Annotated in this window: 18 protein-coding genes and 1 other annotated feature; of the genes, 1 reads left to right on the forward strand and 17 read right to left on the reverse strand. The window is 49.1% G+C overall.

What is annotated here, in order from left to right; genetic code table 11:
* From polA to K5677_RS14095, 14 genes are all read right to left on the reverse strand, one after another.
* Positions 1-2,538, reverse strand: a complete 2,538-nt coding sequence (polA, locus tag K5677_RS14030; protein ID WP_296729208.1) for a DNA polymerase I — start codon at positions 2,536-2,538, stop codon at positions 1-3.
* Between the two features lie 281 nt (positions 2,539-2,819).
* Entirely contained in the window at positions 2,820-3,197 is a 378-nt protein-coding gene (locus K5677_RS14035; protein ID WP_296729209.1) for a RidA family protein, read from the reverse strand.
* A gap of 12 nt (positions 3,198-3,209) precedes the next feature.
* Entirely contained in the window at positions 3,210-4,283 is a 1,074-nt protein-coding gene (leuB, locus tag K5677_RS14040) for a 3-isopropylmalate dehydrogenase (RefSeq protein ID WP_296729211.1), read from the reverse strand.
* 144 nt (positions 4,284-4,427) lie between these two features.
* Positions 4,428-4,931 (reverse strand): acetolactate synthase small subunit, encoded by a 504-nt coding sequence (gene ilvN, locus K5677_RS14045; RefSeq protein WP_296729212.1) that lies wholly within the window; start codon positions 4,929-4,931, stop codon positions 4,428-4,430.
* A 10-nt stretch (positions 4,932-4,941) separates the two neighbouring features.
* Positions 4,942-6,651, reverse strand: coding sequence for a biosynthetic-type acetolactate synthase large subunit (gene ilvB / locus K5677_RS14050; RefSeq protein WP_296729214.1), 1,710 nt, complete (start codon positions 6,649-6,651; stop codon positions 4,942-4,944).
* A gap of 55 nt (positions 6,652-6,706) precedes the next feature.
* Positions 6,707-7,087: a hypothetical protein gene (locus tag K5677_RS14055; RefSeq protein ID WP_296729216.1), complete on the reverse strand. Its 381-nt coding sequence runs from the start codon at positions 7,085-7,087 to the stop codon at positions 6,707-6,709.
* Positions 7,088-7,162: 75 nt separating this feature from the next.
* Positions 7,163-7,654 carry a 3-isopropylmalate dehydratase small subunit gene (leuD, locus tag K5677_RS14060; RefSeq protein WP_296729218.1) on the reverse strand — a complete coding sequence of 164 codons (492 nt, stop codon included), beginning with the start codon at positions 7,652-7,654 and terminating at the stop codon, positions 7,163-7,165.
* Positions 7,651-8,919, reverse strand: coding sequence for a 3-isopropylmalate dehydratase large subunit (gene leuC, locus K5677_RS14065; protein WP_296729220.1), 1,269 nt, complete (start codon positions 8,917-8,919; stop codon positions 7,651-7,653). Before leuC ends, leuD begins: the two co-directional genes overlap by 4 nt.
* Positions 8,920-8,939: 20 nt before the next feature.
* On the reverse strand, positions 8,940-10,604 hold the full coding sequence (locus K5677_RS14070; RefSeq protein ID WP_296729222.1) for a 2-isopropylmalate synthase: 1,665 nt from the start codon (positions 10,602-10,604) through the stop codon (positions 8,940-8,942).
* Between the two features lie 70 nt (positions 10,605-10,674).
* Positions 10,675-10,924: a binding site (T-box leader), on the reverse strand.
* A gap of 207 nt (positions 10,925-11,131) precedes the next feature.
* Positions 11,132-11,392 (reverse strand): hypothetical protein, encoded by a 261-nt coding sequence (locus K5677_RS14075; RefSeq protein WP_296729224.1) that lies wholly within the window; start codon positions 11,390-11,392, stop codon positions 11,132-11,134.
* A gap of 10 nt (positions 11,393-11,402) precedes the next feature.
* Positions 11,403-11,546 (reverse strand): hypothetical protein, encoded by a 144-nt coding sequence (locus K5677_RS14080; protein WP_296729226.1) that lies wholly within the window; start codon positions 11,544-11,546, stop codon positions 11,403-11,405.
* Positions 11,547-11,549: 3 nt separating this feature from the next.
* The gene (locus tag K5677_RS14085) at positions 11,550-12,224 is read right to left on the reverse strand and encodes a TIGR00266 family protein (RefSeq protein WP_296729227.1); all 675 of its coding nucleotides are present in this window, start codon (positions 12,222-12,224) and stop codon (positions 11,550-11,552) included.
* Positions 12,225-12,273: 49 nt separating this feature from the next.
* Complete coding sequence (locus K5677_RS14090; RefSeq protein ID WP_296729230.1) at positions 12,274-13,260, reverse strand: biotin--[acetyl-CoA-carboxylase] ligase; 987 nt, start codon at positions 13,258-13,260, stop codon at positions 12,274-12,276.
* A gap of 369 nt (positions 13,261-13,629) precedes the next feature.
* The gene (locus K5677_RS14095; protein ID WP_296729231.1) at positions 13,630-14,091 is read right to left on the reverse strand and encodes a hypothetical protein; all 462 of its coding nucleotides are present in this window, start codon (positions 14,089-14,091) and stop codon (positions 13,630-13,632) included.
* A 130-nt stretch (positions 14,092-14,221) separates the two neighbouring features.
* Here K5677_RS14095 and spoIVB point away from each other — a divergent pair, with 130 nt between their 5' ends.
* Positions 14,222-15,445, forward strand: a complete 1,224-nt coding sequence (gene spoIVB / locus K5677_RS14100) for a SpoIVB peptidase (protein ID WP_296729234.1) — start codon at positions 14,222-14,224, stop codon at positions 15,443-15,445.
* 49 nt (positions 15,446-15,494) lie between these two features.
* On the opposite strand, the gene K5677_RS14105 is transcribed toward spoIVB, so the two are convergent.
* From K5677_RS14105 to K5677_RS14115, 3 genes are all read right to left on the reverse strand, one after another.
* Positions 15,495-15,767 (reverse strand): HPr family phosphocarrier protein, encoded by a 273-nt coding sequence (locus K5677_RS14105; protein ID WP_019679940.1) that lies wholly within the window; start codon positions 15,765-15,767, stop codon positions 15,495-15,497.
* Positions 15,768-16,147: 380 nt separating this feature from the next.
* The gene (trmD, locus tag K5677_RS14110) at positions 16,148-16,846 is read right to left on the reverse strand and encodes a tRNA (guanosine(37)-N1)-methyltransferase TrmD (protein ID WP_296729236.1); all 699 of its coding nucleotides are present in this window, start codon (positions 16,844-16,846) and stop codon (positions 16,148-16,150) included.
* Between the two features lie 55 nt (positions 16,847-16,901).
* On the reverse strand, positions 16,902-17,621 hold the full coding sequence (locus K5677_RS14115; RefSeq protein WP_296729239.1) for a hypothetical protein: 720 nt from the start codon (positions 17,619-17,621) through the stop codon (positions 16,902-16,904).
* Positions 17,622-17,664: the final 43 nt, after the last annotated feature.

Here is a 17,664-nt window from a genome sequence, read left to right on the forward strand (position 1 = left end):
TTAGCCCTTTGCATCATACCATGAGTGACCGGTGTGTACGTCAACTGCAAGGGGCACTCTCATATCATATACGCCCTGCATTTCCTCCTTGAGAAGCTCTGCGCACTTCTCGGCACAGGCGGTATCCGACTCGATGATAAGCTCGTCGTGTACCTGCAAAATGAGCTTTGCATTGAGCTTTTCGGCTTTCAGGCGGTTGTAAACGTTTATCATGGCTATTTTGATAAGGTCAGCGGCAGTTCCCTGTACGGGAGTGTTCATGGCTATGCGCTTTCCTGCCGCCTGTAACATCTTGTTTGACGAGGAAAGCTCGGGGATACGGCGCTTTCTGCCGAACATTGTGGTGACATAGCCCTCTTTTATGGCATTGTCAACCGTATCTTCCATAAATTGATTTACCTTCGGGTACTTCGCAAGGTAATCCGCAATGTATTTCTTTGCCTTTTGCACGGACGTGCCTATATCCTTTGCAAGGGAGAATGCTCCGATACCGTAGATGATACCGAAGTTTACCGCCTTGGCGGCGCTTCTCATCTCGGGAGTTACCATGAACAGCGGCATATCGAATACCTGAGCCGCAGTTGAGGTGTGTATATCCTCGCCTGAGGTGAAAGCCTCGGTCATATTTTCGTCGCCGCAGAGGTGAGCCATAACTCTCAGCTCTATCTGGCTGTAGTCGGCGTCGATAAGAGTTTTCCCCTCGTCTGCGGTAAAGAACTTTCTCATCTGCGCACCCAGCTCCGTGCGGACGGGAATATTCTGCATATTCGGCTCTGTAGAGCTTATGCGTCCCGTTCTTGTCTCAGTCTGTCTGAACCATGTATGGATACGTCCGTCGGGAGCTATCTTGTCAAGAAGTCCCACGACGTAGGTGGAATTGAGCTTTGTGTACTGGCGGTATTTCAGCACATTATCCACGATAGGAGCATAATTGCGGAGCTCCTCAAGCACCTCTGCATTGGTGGAATAGCCGCTCTTTGTCTTTTTCTTTGCAGGCAGTCCCATTTCCTCGAAAAGGACGGTGCCGAGCTGTTTCGGCGAGGAGATATTGAACTCGTGACCTGCCTCGTCGTATATCATCTGCTGTGTTTCCTCTATCATTTCCGACAGGTACACGCCGAAGTCCTCAACGCCCTTTTTGTCGATGAGTACGCCTGTGTCCTCCATTGAGGCGAGTACCTCTGTCAGGGGCATTTCAACTGTTTCGAGAAGCTCTGTCATGCCCTCTTTTTCTATCTCGGCGCGGAGCTTTGCAATGAGCCCTTTAAGGGACAGAAGCTCTGCTAAATCGCCGTTTTCACTGTAGAAATGCACTCCGTATTCTGCACAGAGCTTATCCACGGCATAATCCGAAGCGGAGGTGTTAAGCAGGTATCCGCATATCGCCGCGTCGCTTTTCAGATTTTTCAGCTCGCCGCCCTGCGCCATAGCCCAGCGGTAGTGTGCCTTTGCATCGTCGGTGGACTTTTCGCAGTCCGAGGCAAAAAACGCCTTGATAACAGCCTCATCTTCTGAGGTGTATACGTTATCGCCGTCACGGACAGAGAGCTTTTCATCGCGGAAAAGATATTCACATTCACTGAGGTCTCTGATAATATCCGCAGTCAGCTCGCTGACCTTAGCGTCGATGACGGGAGCTTCCTCAGCCTTGACCTCGGGGGCGGAATTGGTGCTCTCCGCCGCGCTGATACCCAGCTTGTCAAGGAGCTTGAACATCTCCAGCTCGCTGAGCATACGTCCGACAGCAGCGTTGTCAGGAGCTGTGGGTTTATAGCTGTCAAGGTCTGTATCGATGGGAGCGCTGCGGACGATAGTTGCCAGCCATTTGCTCTCCTTAGCAGCCTCCGCACCTGCGGCAAGCTTGGCTTTTACGCCCTTTGTGAGGGTGGAATTCTCGTAATTGGCATATAGATTCTCGACGCTTCCGTACTCCTTGATAAGAGCGGAGGCGGTCTTTTCACCGATACCGGCAACTCCGCTTATGTTGTCGGAGCTGTCACCCATGAGGGCTTTCAGGTCGATGAGCTTTATTGGCTCGAAGCCGTAATCCTCGGTAAATCGCTGAGGTGTGTAGTATATATTTTCCTTGTTTGTGGCAAGTATAACAGTTACCTTGTCGTCTATGAGCTGTAGACTGTCACGGTCGCCCGTCAGTACGTAGCACTCGTTTCCGCTGTCGGAGCAGAGCTTTGATAATGTGCCCAGTACGTCATCAGCCTCGAAGCCCTCGCATTCGACCACTTTTATGCCCATAAGCGTCAGGAGCTCCTTTACACGGGGAAGCTGCTCTGCAAGCTCGGGCGGCATACCCTTTCGGTTTGCCTTGTAGCTCGCCACAGCCTTGTGGCGGAAGGTAGGAGTGCGCAGGTCAAAGGCTACAGCCACAGCGTCGGGCTTAACGTCACTGATATTGCGGAGATATATATTCATAAAGCCAAAAATGGCGTTGGTGAACTGACCTTTTTTATTGGAAAGCAGCTTTATGCCGTAAAAAGCACGGTTAAGTATGCTGTTTCCGTCGATTGCGAGAAGTTTCATAGCGGTCTCCTTAGTACGAATTGATGCATGAGCCTATAATTTACCCATTTTAATCAATTATACCACATATGATATAAAAATACAACCCTTTGTACCGAGCTGCTAACTTGTATTGCGGACGCCCGAGGGGAGTCCCCTCGGGCGGATCGCAGATTATATTTACGAGACTGTAATTTCAGACTCGGTAACCATATTTTCCGCTAAGGGGAGCAGCCTAAAGCGCGCCCTATAATTGTGAATTATGAATTAAAAAGGGCGGATAACCGCCCTTAAATCACATATTAAAGTGAGCTCTCTGCAATGACCTCTACTTCGGCAAGAACTCCCTTTGGCAGAGTCTTTACCGCAACACAGCTTCTTGCAGGCAGAGATGTGAAATATTTGCCGTATATCTCGTTGAATGCGGCAAAATCGTTCATATCCGCAAGAAAGCAGGTGGTCTTTACAGCCTTGTCAAAGCCTGAGCCTGCTGTTGTAAGAACAGCTCCGAGATTGCGCATTATCTGCTCGGTCTGCTCCTCGATAGTATTTCCCGTAACTGTGTTTGTAACGGGGTCAATAGCTATCTGACCGCTTGTGTAGACCATTCCGTTTGAAACTATAGCCTGTGAGTAAGGTCCTACTGCCGCAGGTGCCTTTTCTGTGTGTATTTTTATCATAGTTTATTCCTCCTAAATATTTTTCAGTATTGCTTCTGTCATTTCCGTGCAGGTAAGTGGCGTACCCTTATCGGTACCCATAAGGTCAGCGGTTCTGAAGCCGTCATTCAGTGCCTTGTCCACCGCAGTCTCTATGGTATCTGCTTCTTTGCCAAGTCCGAAGGAGTACCTGAGCATCATAGCTCCCGAAAGTATGGTGGCTATAGGGTTTGCCATATTCTTCCCTGCGATGTCGGGAGCAGAGCCGTGGATAGGCTCGTAAAGTCCGCGCTTTGAAGCTCCGAGTGAAGCCGAAGCCAGCATACCGATAGAGCCTGTTATCTGTGAGGCTTCATCTGACAGTATATCGCCGAACATATTGGACGTAACTATAACGTCGAACTGCTTCGGATCGCGTACAAGCTGCATTGCGGCGTTGTCCACGAACATATCCCTGTATTCCACCTCGGGGTATTCCTCTGCAAGCTCGTGCATTGTCTTTCTCCAGAGCCTTGATGTTTCAAGCACATTTGCCTTATCTACGCTGCAAAGCCGTTTATTGCGCTTCATGGCAGCTTCAAAGGCAGCCTTGCCTATGCGCTGTATTTCGGTTACGCTGTAAGCCTCGGTGTCGTAGGCTTCCTGTCCGTACTTTCCCTCGCGGTAGCCGCGGTCACCGAAGTATATACCGCCTGTAAGCTCTCTTACTATGAGTATATCAAAGCCATCGCCCACTATCCCGTCCTTCAGCGGAGAAGCATTTCTCAGCGCAGGATAGAGCTTTGCAGGGCGGAGGTTTGTATAAAGTCCCATAGCAGAGCGTATGCCGAGGAGAGCCCTTTCGGGGCGTACATCACCTGCGAGACCGTCCCACTTCGGACCGCCTACAGCTCCGAGGAGTACGCTGTCGGAAGCAAGACAGCCGTCAACAGTCTCCTGCGGCAGGGGCATACCTGTTTCGTCAATGGCACAGCCTCCTATGAGGTATGGTGTGAAGTTGAATTTATGCCCGAACTTAGATGCAGTTTTTTCAAGTACCGCAACGGCGCTGTCCACTATTTCAGGACCTATGCCGTCGCCCTTGAGAATTGCGATATTTAGTTCCATAAAAGTTCTCCTTTTTTAGTAGAGAGTAGTGAGTAGAAATTAGAGTAGGGGTGCACATTGTGCGCCCGCAAACACACAACATAAGCCGCGACACGGGCGAACACTGTTCGCCCCCTACATTACTCTCTGATTTATTCTCACTAATCATTTGACGGTTTTAAGACAGTTCTCACCGCGCTCGATAGCTACGATACCCGTGCGGCACATCTCCATTATGCCGAAGGGCTTTAAAAGCTCGATAAATGCGTCTATTTTTGAGGTCTCGCCCGTGAGCTCGCAGGTGAGAGATGTAGGGGAGTAGTCTACAATCTTTGAGCGGAAAATCTCGACTGCGGTCATGATGTCCTGACGTATCTCAGCCTTGTTTCTGACCTTTATGAGAAGGAGCTCGCGGATAACGGTGTCCTTGTTGTCGAGGACTTCGACTTCTCTGACATCATGGAGCTTCTGGAGCTGCTGTAAGATACGCTCCTTCATATCCTCATCGCCGTGAAAGGCAATGGTTATTCGTGAAAAGCCGCTGGACTCGGTCTCACCAACGGTAAGGCTGTCGATATTGAAGCCGCGGCGTGTGAACATTCCCGAAACTCGTGAAAGAACACCCGAAACATTGGCAACTATAACTCCTATTACGTACTGCTGTTCCATAAATGTCACCTCACTTTATTGCTGTGATTATATCGTCTGCTGATCCGCCCTGCGGAAGCATCGGCAGTACAAGCTCGTCGCAGTCTACTGCGCAGTCTATAACGTATGGCACATTTCCCGAAAAAGCTTCATCAGCCAGTCTTTTAAGCTCCTCAGCCGTTGAAGCGTGACCGCCTTTTGCGCCGAAGGCTTCTGCTGCTTTGGCAAAATCTGTTTTGCGGTCGAGAGTGGTATTTGAATAGTGCTTATTGTAGAAAAGAGTTTGCTGCTGACGAACCATTCCAAGAACACCGTTGTTCATAACGACGATGACTACAGGGATATTCTGTGATACAGCAGTTGCCAGCTCACCTAAATTCATGCCGAAGCTGCCGTCGCCTGTAAATAGTACAACACGCTTTCCTGTTGCAGTTGAAGCTCCTACAGCCGCACCCAGTCCGTAGCCCATAGCTCCAAGACCGCCGCTTGTCAGCAGTGTACGGGGCTTTCTCAGGGGATAGCGCTGAGCCGTCCACATCTGGTGCTGACCTACGTCTGTAGCGATGATAACGTCCTCGCCTGCACGGGCGCTGATGATGTCGATTATCTCATAGGGGCTGAGCTTTGGCGAGCCGCCCTTTGCCGCTGTTTTTTCCCTTGCAGAAGCAAGTGCTTCCTCGGTGCGTGATTTTTCCTGTGTTCTCAGCTCAGATATACGCTTCTCCCAGTCGGGGCGCTTTTTCTCCTCGACCATAGCAATAAGGCGCTCTACTGAGTCGCGGAGGTCTCCCCGTATGGACAGGTCGGCAGGGATATTCTTGTTGAGCTCCGCACCGTCGATATCTATGTGGATAATGCTGAAATTCTTTGAGTATCGGCTGTTTTCGCCTGTTGACCTGTCGCTGAAACGAACTCCCAGAGCGATGACGAGGTCAGATTCATATTCGGCAACAGTTGAAGCAAAATGTCCGTGCATACCCTGCATACCGAGAAATCTTGGGTGGTCGCAGGGAACTGCGGAAAGTCCCATAAGCGAGCAGCCCATAGGCGCGTCTATCTTATCAGCAAGTGTTGTGACCTGCTGTGAAGCCTTGCCGCTGATGACTCCGCCGCCAAAGTAGATATATGGTCTTTCACTGCTGTTTATAAGGTCTGCTGCCTTTCTCAGTTTAGTTTCAGAAGCAAAGGTCAGGGGATAAGGGATAATGGGCTGAGCATTGGACTCATACTCGCAGAGGGCTGTCTGAACGTCCTTCGGTATGTCCACGAGAACAGGTCCCTGTCTGCCTGATTTGGCTATTTTGAAGGCTGTGCGGAGGGTGTCCGCAAGCTCATTTATATCCTTTACGATGAAATTATGCTTGGTGATAGGCATGGTCACGCCGACTATATCGACCTCCTGAAAGCTGTCACGTCCTATCTGGTCACAGGAAACGTTTCCTGTGATAGCTACCATTGGCACTGAATCCAGATATGCCGCAGCTATGCCTGTTACAAGGTTCGTAGCCCCAGGACCTGAGGTTGCAATTACAACGCCCACCTTGCCTGTTGAACGGGCATAGCCGTCCGCAGCATGGGCAGCTCCCTGCTCGTGGGCAGTGAGTATGTGCTTTATGCGGTCGCGGGCGATATACAGCTCGTCGAAGAGGTCGATGACCTGACCTCCGGGGTAGCCGAATATAGTGTCGCAGCCCTGTTCGATGAGAGTTTCTACGACGATTTTTGCACCTGATATTTTCATATTAATAACGTCCTTTTTTTAGCCTTTAGCCGTTCCCTACAGTGAGGAATACGCTTTATGTTTCGTCCATATAGATATCTATTTTTTCAAATCTGTCAGACATGGCATATCCATATGCCTTTGAACTGCGGATATGGTCGAATATATTTCCGTTGATATCCGTATCCCAAACAGTATCTGAAAACTCTTTGTTCACATCGTTTGGCTTAAACATTATATCCGCATGGAGCTGATAATACTCGCCGTCATCATTCGGGAACTGTCTTACCAATGAGAAATAAAACATCGGCTCGCCCGTAAATGAAAATGTTCCTGTTTCAAATAATATCATATCATTATCTATTGGTTCTTCACACATTTTTTCAAATGCATTTACAATATCAGGCAATGTCATATTATCATCTATCGTGTTTTTCAGTATATCAATATAGTCCATATAATTTCCTTTCGGGCGGATAATATCCGCCCCTACATTCTCAATTCGGGACGTCGAGGACGCCGTCCCCTACAATTATATCATGCCATTGGCGATAGCCTGCATTAGTCCGCCGTTTTCGATTATTTTCTGTACGAATTCGGGGAAAGGCGCTGTTTTGTACTCCTTGCCTGTTGTGAGGTCGCGGATAATTCCGTTATCGAGGTCAGCTTCCACATTATCTCCCTCGGAGATACTCTCGGCAGCTTCGGGACATTCCACGATAGCAAGTCCGATATTGATAGCGTTGCGGTAGAAGATTCGGGCGAAGCTCTTGGCGATAACAACGGAGATTCCGCTTGCCTTTATAGCTATGGGAGCGTGTTCACGGGACGAGCCGCAGCCGAAATTCTCGCCTGCAACTATTATGTCGCCCTGTTTTACGCGGCTGACAAAAGTCTTGTCGAGGTCCTCCATGCAGTGGCTTGCAAGCTCGGCGTGGTCACTGGTGTTGAGGTAACGTGCAGGGATAATTACGTCGGTATCTATATTGTCGCCGTATTTTATGACATTTCCTGTGTATTTCATAGTTCCATTACCTCCCACGGGCTTGTTATCCTGCCTGTTACAGCGCTTGCCGCCGCAGTTGCAGGGCTTGCAAGATATACTTCTGATTCGGGGTGTCCCATACGTCCCACGAAGTTGCGGTTTGTAGTGGTGACAGCTCTTTCGCCTGCGGCAAGGATACCCATATATCCGCCGAGGCATGGTCCGCAGGTAGGTGTGGAGACTACTGCGCCGAACTCGATAAAGGTGCGGATAAGTCCCATTTCCATAGCGTCAAGGTATATCTGCTGAGTTGCGGGTATCACGATAACGCGGACGTGCTTTGCGGCTTTGCGCCCTTTCATTATCTCAGCGGCGGCAATAAGGTCCTCAAGTCTGCCGTTGGTGCATGAGCCAATTACTGCCTGATCTATTTTTATGTCGCCTATTTCAGCGAAGGTACGTGCGTTTTCGGGAAGATGCGGAAAAGCCACTGTAGGCTCTATCTCCGAAAGGTCAATGGTGAGGACCTCGTCGTAGTCTGCGTCCTCGTCAGCTTTGTATACAACAGGCTCTGCGCCACCGTGTGCGCGGATATAGTCAAGGGTAATGTCGTCCACCTCGAAGATACCGTTCTTTGCGCCTGCCTCTATAGCCATATTTGCCATGCAGAGGCGGTCAGCCATAGTGAGAGAAGCAAGTCCCTCGCCTGTGAACTCCATAGACTTGTACAGAGCTCCGTCAACGCCTATCTCTCCGATAATATGGAGTATAACGTCCTTGCCCGATACGAATCTGCGGAGCTCTCCTGTGAGAACTATCCTGACAGCCTCGGGCACCTTGAACCACGCCTTGCCTGTAGCCATTCCGCAAGCCATATCCGTTGAGCCCACGCCTGTTGAGAAGGCTCCCAGAGCGCCGTAGGTGCAGGTGTGGGAATCGGCGCCTATGACCACATTTCCTGCGGTAACAAGACCTTTTTCGGGGAGCAGGGCGTGTTCTATGCCCATTTCTCCCACGTCATAGAAGTGTGATATTTCCTTTTCTGTGCAGAAATCGCGGCACATTTTGCACTGCTCTGCCGCCTTTATGTCCTTGTTTGGTGCAAAGTGATCCATGACCATTGTGACCTTGTTTCTGTCAAACACGCTGTCCTTGCCCAGCTTTGCGAACTCCTTGATAGCGACGGGAGAGGTTATATCGTTTCCGAGAACGAGGTCAAGGTCTGCGAGGATAAGCTCCCCTGCACTGACCGATTCTCTGCCCGAATGAGCCGCAAGTATCTTCTGAGTCATTGTCATTGCCATATTTCCACACTTCCTTATCATTACTGCTTGTTGAGCATATTATTTACTGCGCTGACAAGAGCCTTTACCGATGAGGTGATGATATCGTTGTCGATACCCGTACCCCAGAAGCTTTTGCCGTTCTTGGCAACTATTTCAACGTAAGAGACAGCCTTTGAAGCCGAACCCACTTCAAGGGCGTGTTCGGTATAGCTGTTTAGGCTGTAGTCTGTGCCTGTATATGAGCGTATAGCGTTGCTTACGGCGTCAAGACGACCGTTACCCATATCGGTGACAGTCACACGTCTGCCGTTGTAATCGAAGCTTACAGTTGCTTCGATACCGTTGCGCTGTACGAAGTGAGTTTCCGTTATGCTGATAGGTGAGGTTATATCCACATAGTTGGTCTTGAATATCTGGTATACCTCGTCGGGGAGAAGCTCCTTGTGCTTTTTGTCCGAAATGCCCTTGACGAGATAGCCCACGCTCTCACGCATTTTCTTAGGCAGGTCGTAGCCGAAGCGAGTTTCAAGTATGTATCCGATACCGCCCTTGCCTGACTGGCTGTTGATACGTATAACGTCGGATTCGTATTCTCTGCCGATATCCTTAGGATCAAGGGGCAGATAGGGTACGTTCCAGATAGTTTCGCCGCGTTTCTCGCGCCATTTCATACCCTTTGCGATAGCGTCCTGATGAGAGCCGCTGAATGCCGCAAATACAAGCTTTCCCGAATAGGGCTGGCGCTCGTAGATGCCCATTCGCGTCAGACGTGAGTAAGCCTCGGAGAGAGATGGTATATCACTGAGATCAAGCTGAGGATCAACGCCCTGCGAATACATATTCATAGCAAGGGTGATGATGTCAACATTGCCTGTGCGCTCACCGTTTCCGAAGAGAGTCCCCTCGACGCGGTCTGCACCTGCAAGAAGTCCCATTTCCGTATCAGCCACCGCACAGCCGCGGTCGTTGTGGGGATGGAGGGAAACTATGACGTTTTCGCGGTATTTCAGATTTTCGCACATATACTCTATCTGATTTGCGTAAACGTGAGGCATTGAGAGCTGTACTGTTACGGGGAGATTGATTATTACCTTGTCATCAGGAGCAGGCTGCCACACGTCAAGAACGGCGTTGCATATCTCCAGCGCGAATTCGGGCTCTGTACCCGTGAAGCTCTCGGGTGAGTACTCAAAGCGGAAATTGCCCTCGTACTTTTCGCGGTATTCCTTGCAGAGCTTTGCTCCGCTGACGGCGATGTCTATTATTTCATCCTTGCTCTTGCGGAAGACCTGCTCGCGCTGAGCCACAGAGGTGGAGTTATAAAGGTGAACTATGGCGTTTTTGCAGCCCTTGAGCGCCTCAAATGTTTTTTCGATGATGTGCTCTCTTGACTGTGTGAGGACCTGTATCGCCACATCATCGGGAATGAGATCCTGCTCGATAAGAGTGCGGCAGAAGTCATACTCTGTCTCGGAAGCGGCAGGGAAGCCGATCTCTATCTCCTTGAAGCCTATATCCACAAGTCTGCGGAAAAATTCCAGCTTTTCACCGAGACTCATGGGTATTATAAGAGCCTGATTTCCGTCGCGGAGATCAACGCTGCACCATTGGGGCGCCTTGTCGATATAGGACCTTTCCGTCCATTTCATGGCAGTTTTCGGTGCTTCAAAGAATTGTCTTGTGTACTTGTTTACGTTATTCATGTCAAAACCTCCATTCCGATCCGTTCTGCCTCGCAGGAGGGTAATAAAAAATCTCCTCCATGCATGGCATGGAAGAGACGAAGCTGCAATATACTCCGTGGTACCACTCTTCTTGATGTAAGAATACACCCACTCATCTGCGTCGGATCAACGCATATCTCTGTAACGGGAGAGCCCGTCCGTGCCTACTTGACGCGGTCTGCGCCTTTGGGACGGCTGCTCGGGGAGGAGTTATGACCTGCATTTGTCTGCCGACTTTCACCAGCCGTCGGCTCTCTGTGAAAACTCATACAAGCTTTGTTTCCCTTCATAGCATTTTTGATTTATAACTGTATTATACAATGAAAAACAGCGTTTGTCAAGCCTTTGCTGTAATTTTACCTGTATTTGCAGGGAACGGCGCCTCGGCGTTTTCTTGACAACACCAAATGGCAGCTGCATGGAACGGCGAGGGCACCTTTCTCTGCATTAATTGGTTTTTTGAGCATTTACGGGCTGATGAAGACATCAGCTCCTGCAAGCAATGGTTAAAGGCTATTGGCTTTCTTGCCGCAGTCGGGGCAGAAATTTGTGGTGCAGTCCCTGCCGCAGCTGCATTTCCACGGCTTTACAGGAGCTTTGGTTCCGCATTCGGGACAGAAATTGGTACTGTTTTCCTGTCCGCATATGCAGCGCCACTTTTCGCCGTTCCATGCAGGTACAGTTTTGTTTTCGGCAGCCATGCGGAAAAGCGCCTCGCCGTTTGCCATATACTGCAGCCCCACAACGGGAAATCCGAATATAAACATACACTTCACCTTACTGTTGAGACTTGATATAATCAGCTATCCTGTATATTGCGTAGAATACCCATATTATCCATGATATTGCCCATAGTCCCGTAAATACGCTGAAAAGCAGGTATATTACGGCAACTGCGGCAGCGATGAGCCAGTGCTTCATGATTTACTTCTTTGCACCGAGAGAAAGTATCCTGCCTGCAAAGTCGTTGAAGTTCTGTGTCTGGAGTATTACCTTTCCGGGACCTACAAGCTTTGTGAGGAAAAGTCCCTCGCCGCCGAGGAAGATGTTTCCGATTCCCTTTACAGTCTCAATTTCATACTGGACTGTTGGCTCGAATGCAACGACGTTTCCTGTATCCACCTTGAGGATCTCACCGGGAGCAAGTGTTCTTTCGACCATATCGCCGTCTACCTCGAGGAAAGCCATACCGCTTCCGAAGAGCTGCTGGAGTATGAATCCCTCACCGCCGAAGAGTCCCGAAAGGATCTTCTTTGTGAAAACTGCCTTGAGGTCTACTGTCTGCTCAGCGCAGAGAAATGCGCCCTTCTGGCAGATAAGACCGCCGTTGGATATATTTACGGGAACTAAAGAACCCGGGACTGTAGCGCCGAAGGCTACTTTGGCACCCTGGATCTCTGCTGTGTAATTAGCCATGAATATGGATTCGCCTGTGAACATTCTTCCGAGGCTTCTTCCGATACCGCCTCTGGCATTTGTGTTCATCTTGATGCCCTGTGACTGCCAGATCATTCCCCCTGACTGTGTAAACATTGATTCTCCTGCGTTTAGCTCACATTCTACTGCCGGTACTGTTTGACCGATAATTGTATATCTCATACAGACATACCTCCTGACATTTTATTATATTCAAGCGGAAGCACCGCTTTTAAACATTTTTTATCCTGCAAAGATTAGCCTCTCCCGAGTTGAGATGGATAGTCTCTCCCGACTGAAGCTGAACTATGAGGTTGGCGTTATCGTCTATGCCCATAGCTTCGCCGATGATCTGCTTATTCCACACGTTTGCGGTTATTATATTTCCTGTGAGAAGCTCGCGCTCTCTGTATGCGGAAAGAAAGCTGCGGTTCTCTATTTTATGCATATATATTTCAAGGCGGTTGAGCACCTCTGCGCATAGTCTGTTCCTGTTTACGGCGACACCTGTTTCGTCCTCAATGGAGGTAGCTTTTTTGCGGAGCTCCTCATCGAAGCTGTCGCCGATACTGCGGACATTTATTCCGATACCGATAACGGCGCAGTCAAGGGTGCGCATTTCGAGTCCGAAAGAAGCCTCAGTGAGTATGCCGCATATCTTTTTGCCGTTCATATAAAGGTCATTGACCCATTTTATCATAACGGGCTGACCGCAGCAGTATTCTACAGCCTCTGCGACTGCGCAGGCTGCCGCACCCGTTATCATGGGGGCGTATTCAAGGCTGAACTCGGGGCGCACAAGGGTGCTCATGTAAAGTCCCTTGCCGGCAGGAGAAACGAAGTTTCTGCCGATACGTCCTCTGCCTGCGGTCTGACGGTCGGCAACTGATGTAGTACCGTTCGGAACGTTGTTTGAATCCTGTTCCTTGGTGATATTATTAGTTGACTCTACTGTATCATATACGCTGAGATTCCGTCCCAGCTCCTTTGTTTTTAGAAACGGAGCGATAAGGTCTGCCGAAAGTCTGTTGTTGTCGTCGTTGAGTTTATAGCCCTTTGATGTCACGGAGCTGATAGAAAATCCCTCGGTTTCAAGCGCTTTTACGGCTTTCCATACAGCGTTGCGGCTCACGCCCAGCTTTTCTGCAAGGGCAGCTCCCGAGATATAATCGTCCTCTGCGCTTGCAAGAGAGGCGAGCAATTCGGATTTTACATTCATGGTTGAGAATTCCTTTCGGTAATATTGATAACATTGTATCACAAAAAAATAGTTTTTGCAAGAGAAATCACGGAAAATTGGTGAAAATGACGTTTAGCTGCATGATGTTTTCAGTCGGACGCAAAAAAGGACGGCTTTCGCGTCCTTGGAATTGTATAATTATTATTTGCCGAGCCTATGAACGGGATTCCAAAGGGACTGTGTTCCTTTGGCCAGGTCAAGGGCTGACAGCCCTTGTGGGGTGTGGGGCAAGCTTAACAAGCCCGTCCCCTTTGTCGCTGTGCGACAGAGGGGACGGACCCGATTAGGGGGCCCTGCAAGTGAGGGCGTCCCTTAACGGGCTGTCGAGGACGCCAGCCCCTACAATATTCATTTTTTACAGCGCTTCAGCTGTACTGCGGCTATGGCTGCCGTAAGCACACAGGGCGCTATACTTGGCAGAATTCTCCGCATATACATATCGCTGACGGGCAGCAATGTATACTTATCTGTCCAGCCGCTGAGGTCAGCATGGTCTGTGAGACGGCTGAGCATGACCAGACACAGCACAAGTCCGGATACAGCAAGGAGTATTGACAGTATATTCGGCAGTTTTTTCCTGAAAAGGCACAGAAATGCTCCCGAAACCATGAGAACAGATGATATTATCAGGAATATTCCCGTATTTTTCAGCTCTGCGCCGTAGCTTTCGCCGTTGTATATCAGCCCTGCTCCCGAAAGAGCGGTCATAGCTCCCGAAAACCATAAGCTCAGAAGCAAGGCGATGCTCTTGCAGGCTGTCATCAGCGGAGAACGTCTTTCAGCCAGATTTTTTGTGGTTTTTTTGCTCATTTTTTACTCCCTAAGCAGTTTTCGGCTGTGTGGAATTCACATATATAAAAAGCACTCAGCCGAAGCATAATATAATCAGCTCCCGTTTTGCGGAGCAATATGTTCCTGAGGAACAGGAAAGGATAACAAAATGTTTTTAAAAAGAAAATTCGTAAAATCTGCTGCGACTCTATTATTTGCAGCTTTTGTTGGTTTATTCGGAACAGCAGGCTATTATTCGACACAGCTGCCTGCGGTGATAAGTGCTTCGTCGGTAGATGACCTGAAAATCGCAGGTTTTCCGCAGCTTAGCTGCTCGGCTGCGCCTGAGTCGGCTGTACCTGCCGCAGATACCTGTTCAGACGGTCAGCAGGTGACATTTTCGCTTTTTGGTGCAATTCCCGTTAAAAATGTGGAGGTACGCAGGGCGGAGGCTCCCGTATTTGCCGTGGGAGGGCGTCCTTTTGGCATAAAGCTGCTCATGGAGGGCGTCATGGTCACGGGACTCGGCGGTGTTGAAGGGCAGAACGGTTCGCTGACCTGTCCTGCTGAGGAAGCAGGCTTGCGAAAGGGCGATATAATCCGCCTTGTGAACGGCGAGGTACTGACCTCAAATGACAGGCTGCAGCAGCTGATAGCTGATTCCGGCGGAAAAGCTATTGAGCTTTCGGTGCGCCGCGGCGATGAGGATATAGATATGGAGCTCAAGCCTGTTCTCTCGTGCAGAAGCGGCGGCTGGAAAGGCGGTATGTGGGTGCGCGACAGCATTGCGGGCATAGGTACCATGTCGTTTTTTGATACGGAAACGGGCTGCTTTGCAGGTCTTGGTCACCCTATCTGCGATTCCGATACGGGCAGAATGGTACCTGTTCACAGCGGAGAGGCTGTACCTGTTGAGATCACTGAGGTAAAGCGCGGCGCAAGGGGCTTGGCAGGAGAGCTTCGCGGAAAATTCGCCATGTCAGACAGCTTCGGCACCCTTGAACAGAACAAGCCGAGCGGTATCTACGGGCGGCTCAATGATGAGGTCCTTGCTGAGATGACCGCGGACTGTGAAGAATTTCCAATGGCTTTCCGTCAGGAGATAACCGAGGGCGAAGCAGAGATATACACCACGGTTTCGGGGGATACTCCCGAGAGATATTCCGCCGAGATAGTCAGCGTTGACTACAGCAGCGGTACAAGCTCGAAAAATATGGTCATACGCATAACCGACCAGAGGCTTATTGACGCGGCAGGAGGCATAGTTCAGGGAATGAGCGGCAGTCCTATTATCCAGAACGGCAAGCTCATAGGTGCGGTGACTCATGTTTTTGTGGGGGATCCGTCTAAGGGTTACGGGATATTTGCTGAAAATATGGCTTGTGAGCTGTAAAAAAATAAATGGGCGTTACTTTTGGTAACGCCCCGAGTTTTGTGTCTGATTATCTGTTTTCCTCGCTGAAACCGCTGTCAACAAGCTCGATAAGAGCGTCAACTGCTGCCTTCTCATCAGCGCCGTCAGCGATGACCTTTACATTTGTACCGCCAACAATACCGAGCGAAAGAATGCCAAGCAGACTCTTTGCATTTACTCTGCGCTCTTCCTTTTCGATCCAGATCGATGACTTGAACTCGTTAGCCTTCTGAATAAAGAAGGTTGCGGGTCTTGCGTGAAGTCCAACCTGATTCTTAACCATTACTTCTCTGACAAACATAAACAACTCTCCTATTCTCGTAAGTTACAGCCCCTCTAATTCTTTTTAAGGACTGTGTTGCCGTTTGCAAATTTGTTTCACTTGCTGATTTTATTATACAGTCTATTTTTTGCTTAGTCAACGGATTTTTATGATTATAGGTCATGTTTCCGCTAAATTCTACATTTAGATTAAATGTGGCTGAAATTTTATCAACTTGCTTGTTTATTATCACTACAAAAAAATGTTGATAGTGATTGTTGAAAGTGCATATTTATCAACATGATATTATGGTATTTTTTTCTAAAGGGAGAATGTTTTTTTGTCTATACAGCCAGTTATGTGTGGAACACTTTGTGGAACAATGCCTTTTTTTGTGGAACAAATTGTTGGAGAATTGGTCAGCCAATTTTTCCTTTATATTTTTCTAAAAGGTCAGGGCGGCGCTCCTCTGTGAGCTTTAAGCTCTGCTCGCGGCGCCATGTCTCGATATTTTTGTGATGTCCTGTGAGGAGAACGGGCGGAACAGCTTCACCCTCCCATATTTCGGGGCGTGTGTACTGAGGATACTCAAGGAGTCCGCTGTAAATGCTCTCGTCGGTGAAGCATACCTCGTCGGAGAGGACTCCCTCACACATACGGGCAACAGTGTCGGCAACTACCATTGCAGGGAGCTCGCCGCCTGTGAGCACATAATCGCCTATGGATATTTCCTCATCGACGATTTTGTCGATAACGCGCTGGTCAACGCCCTCATAGTGTCCGCAGAGAATGAGGATATTGTCCATTTTTGAGAGCTCAATGGCTTTCTGCTGGTCAAAGATACTGCCCTTTGGCGACATATATATAGTATGAGGCTTTTCGCCGAGTTCCTCGCAGACTGCCTTATAGCAGTTATATATGGGCTCGCACTGCATGACCATGCCCATTCCGCCGCCGTATGGAGTATCGTCTACGCGGCGGTGCTTATCCTGTGTATACTCGCGTATCTGGCGGCAGTGAAGGCTTATTTTCCCTGCCTTGCGGGCTCTGCCAATAATGCTCTCGCCAAGTACAGCCTCGCACATCTCGGGAAACAGTGTGGCTATTTCAATATGCATTGTTTTGCTCCTTAATTATATGATTTGAGACCGCGTGAAGCGGTCTCGGATATTCTTATGTAAGCTTGATACTGTTGGCTATTGTGAACATCTCGTTGAAATCCTCAGCGCTAATCTTTATGAGATATTTTGTGCGCTTGTCTCTTTCGGGATAAAGGTTGATATTTGCCATATATCCGTCGGGAGTCTGAGAGGTGATGAGATAGCCGCGGAAGCCTACTCCGTCAACGGAATAGTATCTTATTGGATTTCCCTCGTCGATATAGGATTCATTTTTGCACTTCATCAGCAGATAGAAGGTCTTTGAGTTCTTGAAGTTGTGAATGTCGAAATCCTCCATATTCAGCGACGTTACCAGCTTTGTGAACTCATACTCGCTTTCGGGAGTTGTCTTTTCCACGGCTCTGCAATACTTGTCGAGAGCTTCGTGGGAAATACCCGTTCTGTCGAGAAAATCCTCGCTTTCGCTGAGGTGCTCCTCAGTAATTTTTATACGATGTATCTCGTCGCCGTTCTGCCACATTGCCGAATCCTTGCTGTCGGTGCGGACGGGCTTCATGTCGTCCCATGCAGTGAGCTTCAGACCAAAATTCGAGTAATCGGCTGTGTCACTTGAAATGGGCTGAAGGTTTTCGGGAGTATCATTCCAGAGACTGTCAGTGGTCTGCAATTCGTTGGTGCACTTGTATTTATAGGGTATTCCGGGGAAGAAGTAGGCGCAGACTACTGCTGCGGCGATGACAAGTAAAAACAGTATGCCTAAGAATCTTTTCATGGTAAGTGCCTCCTTTTTGGCGTGTTTACGCCGTATTTTCTTT

This window comes from Ruminococcus sp. (assembly GCF_024684275.1).

Excerpts from the sequence above, each read along its gene's own strand:
- polA (WP_296729208.1), bottom strand. The coding sequence starts at position 2,538 with ATGAAACTTCTCGCAATCGACGGAAACAGCATACTTAACCGTGCTTTT.
- K5677_RS14035 (WP_296729209.1), bottom strand. The coding sequence starts at position 3,197 with ATGATAAAAATACACACAGAAAAGGCACCTGCGGCAGTAGGACCTTAC.
- leuB (WP_296729211.1), bottom strand. The coding sequence starts at position 4,283 with ATGGAACTAAATATCGCAATTCTCAAGGGCGACGGCATAGGTCCTGAA.
- ilvN (WP_296729212.1), bottom strand. The coding sequence starts at position 4,931 with ATGGAACAGCAGTACGTAATAGGAGTTATAGTTGCCAATGTTTCGGGT.
- ilvB (WP_296729214.1), bottom strand. The coding sequence starts at position 6,651 with ATGAAAATATCAGGTGCAAAAATCGTCGTAGAAACTCTCATCGAACAG.
- K5677_RS14055 (WP_296729216.1), bottom strand. The coding sequence starts at position 7,087 with ATGGACTATATTGATATACTGAAAAACACGATAGATGATAATATGACA.
- leuD (WP_296729218.1), bottom strand. The coding sequence starts at position 7,654 with ATGAAATACACAGGAAATGTCATAAAATACGGCGACAATATAGATACC.
- leuC (WP_296729220.1), bottom strand. The coding sequence starts at position 8,919 with ATGGCAATGACAATGACTCAGAAGATACTTGCGGCTCATTCGGGCAGA.
- K5677_RS14070 (WP_296729222.1), bottom strand. The coding sequence starts at position 10,604 with ATGAATAACGTAAACAAGTACACAAGACAATTCTTTGAAGCACCGAAA.
- K5677_RS14075 (WP_296729224.1), bottom strand. The coding sequence starts at position 11,392 with ATGTTTATATTCGGATTTCCCGTTGTGGGGCTGCAGTATATGGCAAAC.
- K5677_RS14080 (WP_296729226.1), bottom strand. The coding sequence starts at position 11,546 with ATGAAGCACTGGCTCATCGCTGCCGCAGTTGCCGTAATATACCTGCTT.
- K5677_RS14085 (WP_296729227.1), bottom strand. The coding sequence starts at position 12,224 with ATGAGATATACAATTATCGGTCAAACAGTACCGGCAGTAGAATGTGAG.
- K5677_RS14090 (WP_296729230.1), bottom strand. The coding sequence starts at position 13,260 with ATGAATGTAAAATCCGAATTGCTCGCCTCTCTTGCAAGCGCAGAGGAC.
- K5677_RS14095 (WP_296729231.1), bottom strand. The coding sequence starts at position 14,091 with ATGAGCAAAAAAACCACAAAAAATCTGGCTGAAAGACGTTCTCCGCTG.
- spoIVB (WP_296729234.1), top strand. The coding sequence starts at position 14,222 with ATGTTTTTAAAAAGAAAATTCGTAAAATCTGCTGCGACTCTATTATTT.
- K5677_RS14105 (WP_019679940.1), bottom strand. The coding sequence starts at position 15,767 with ATGTTTGTCAGAGAAGTAATGGTTAAGAATCAGGTTGGACTTCACGCA.
- trmD (WP_296729236.1), bottom strand. The coding sequence starts at position 16,846 with ATGCATATTGAAATAGCCACACTGTTTCCCGAGATGTGCGAGGCTGTA.
- K5677_RS14115 (WP_296729239.1), bottom strand. The coding sequence starts at position 17,621 with ATGAAAAGATTCTTAGGCATACTGTTTTTACTTGTCATCGCCGCAGCA.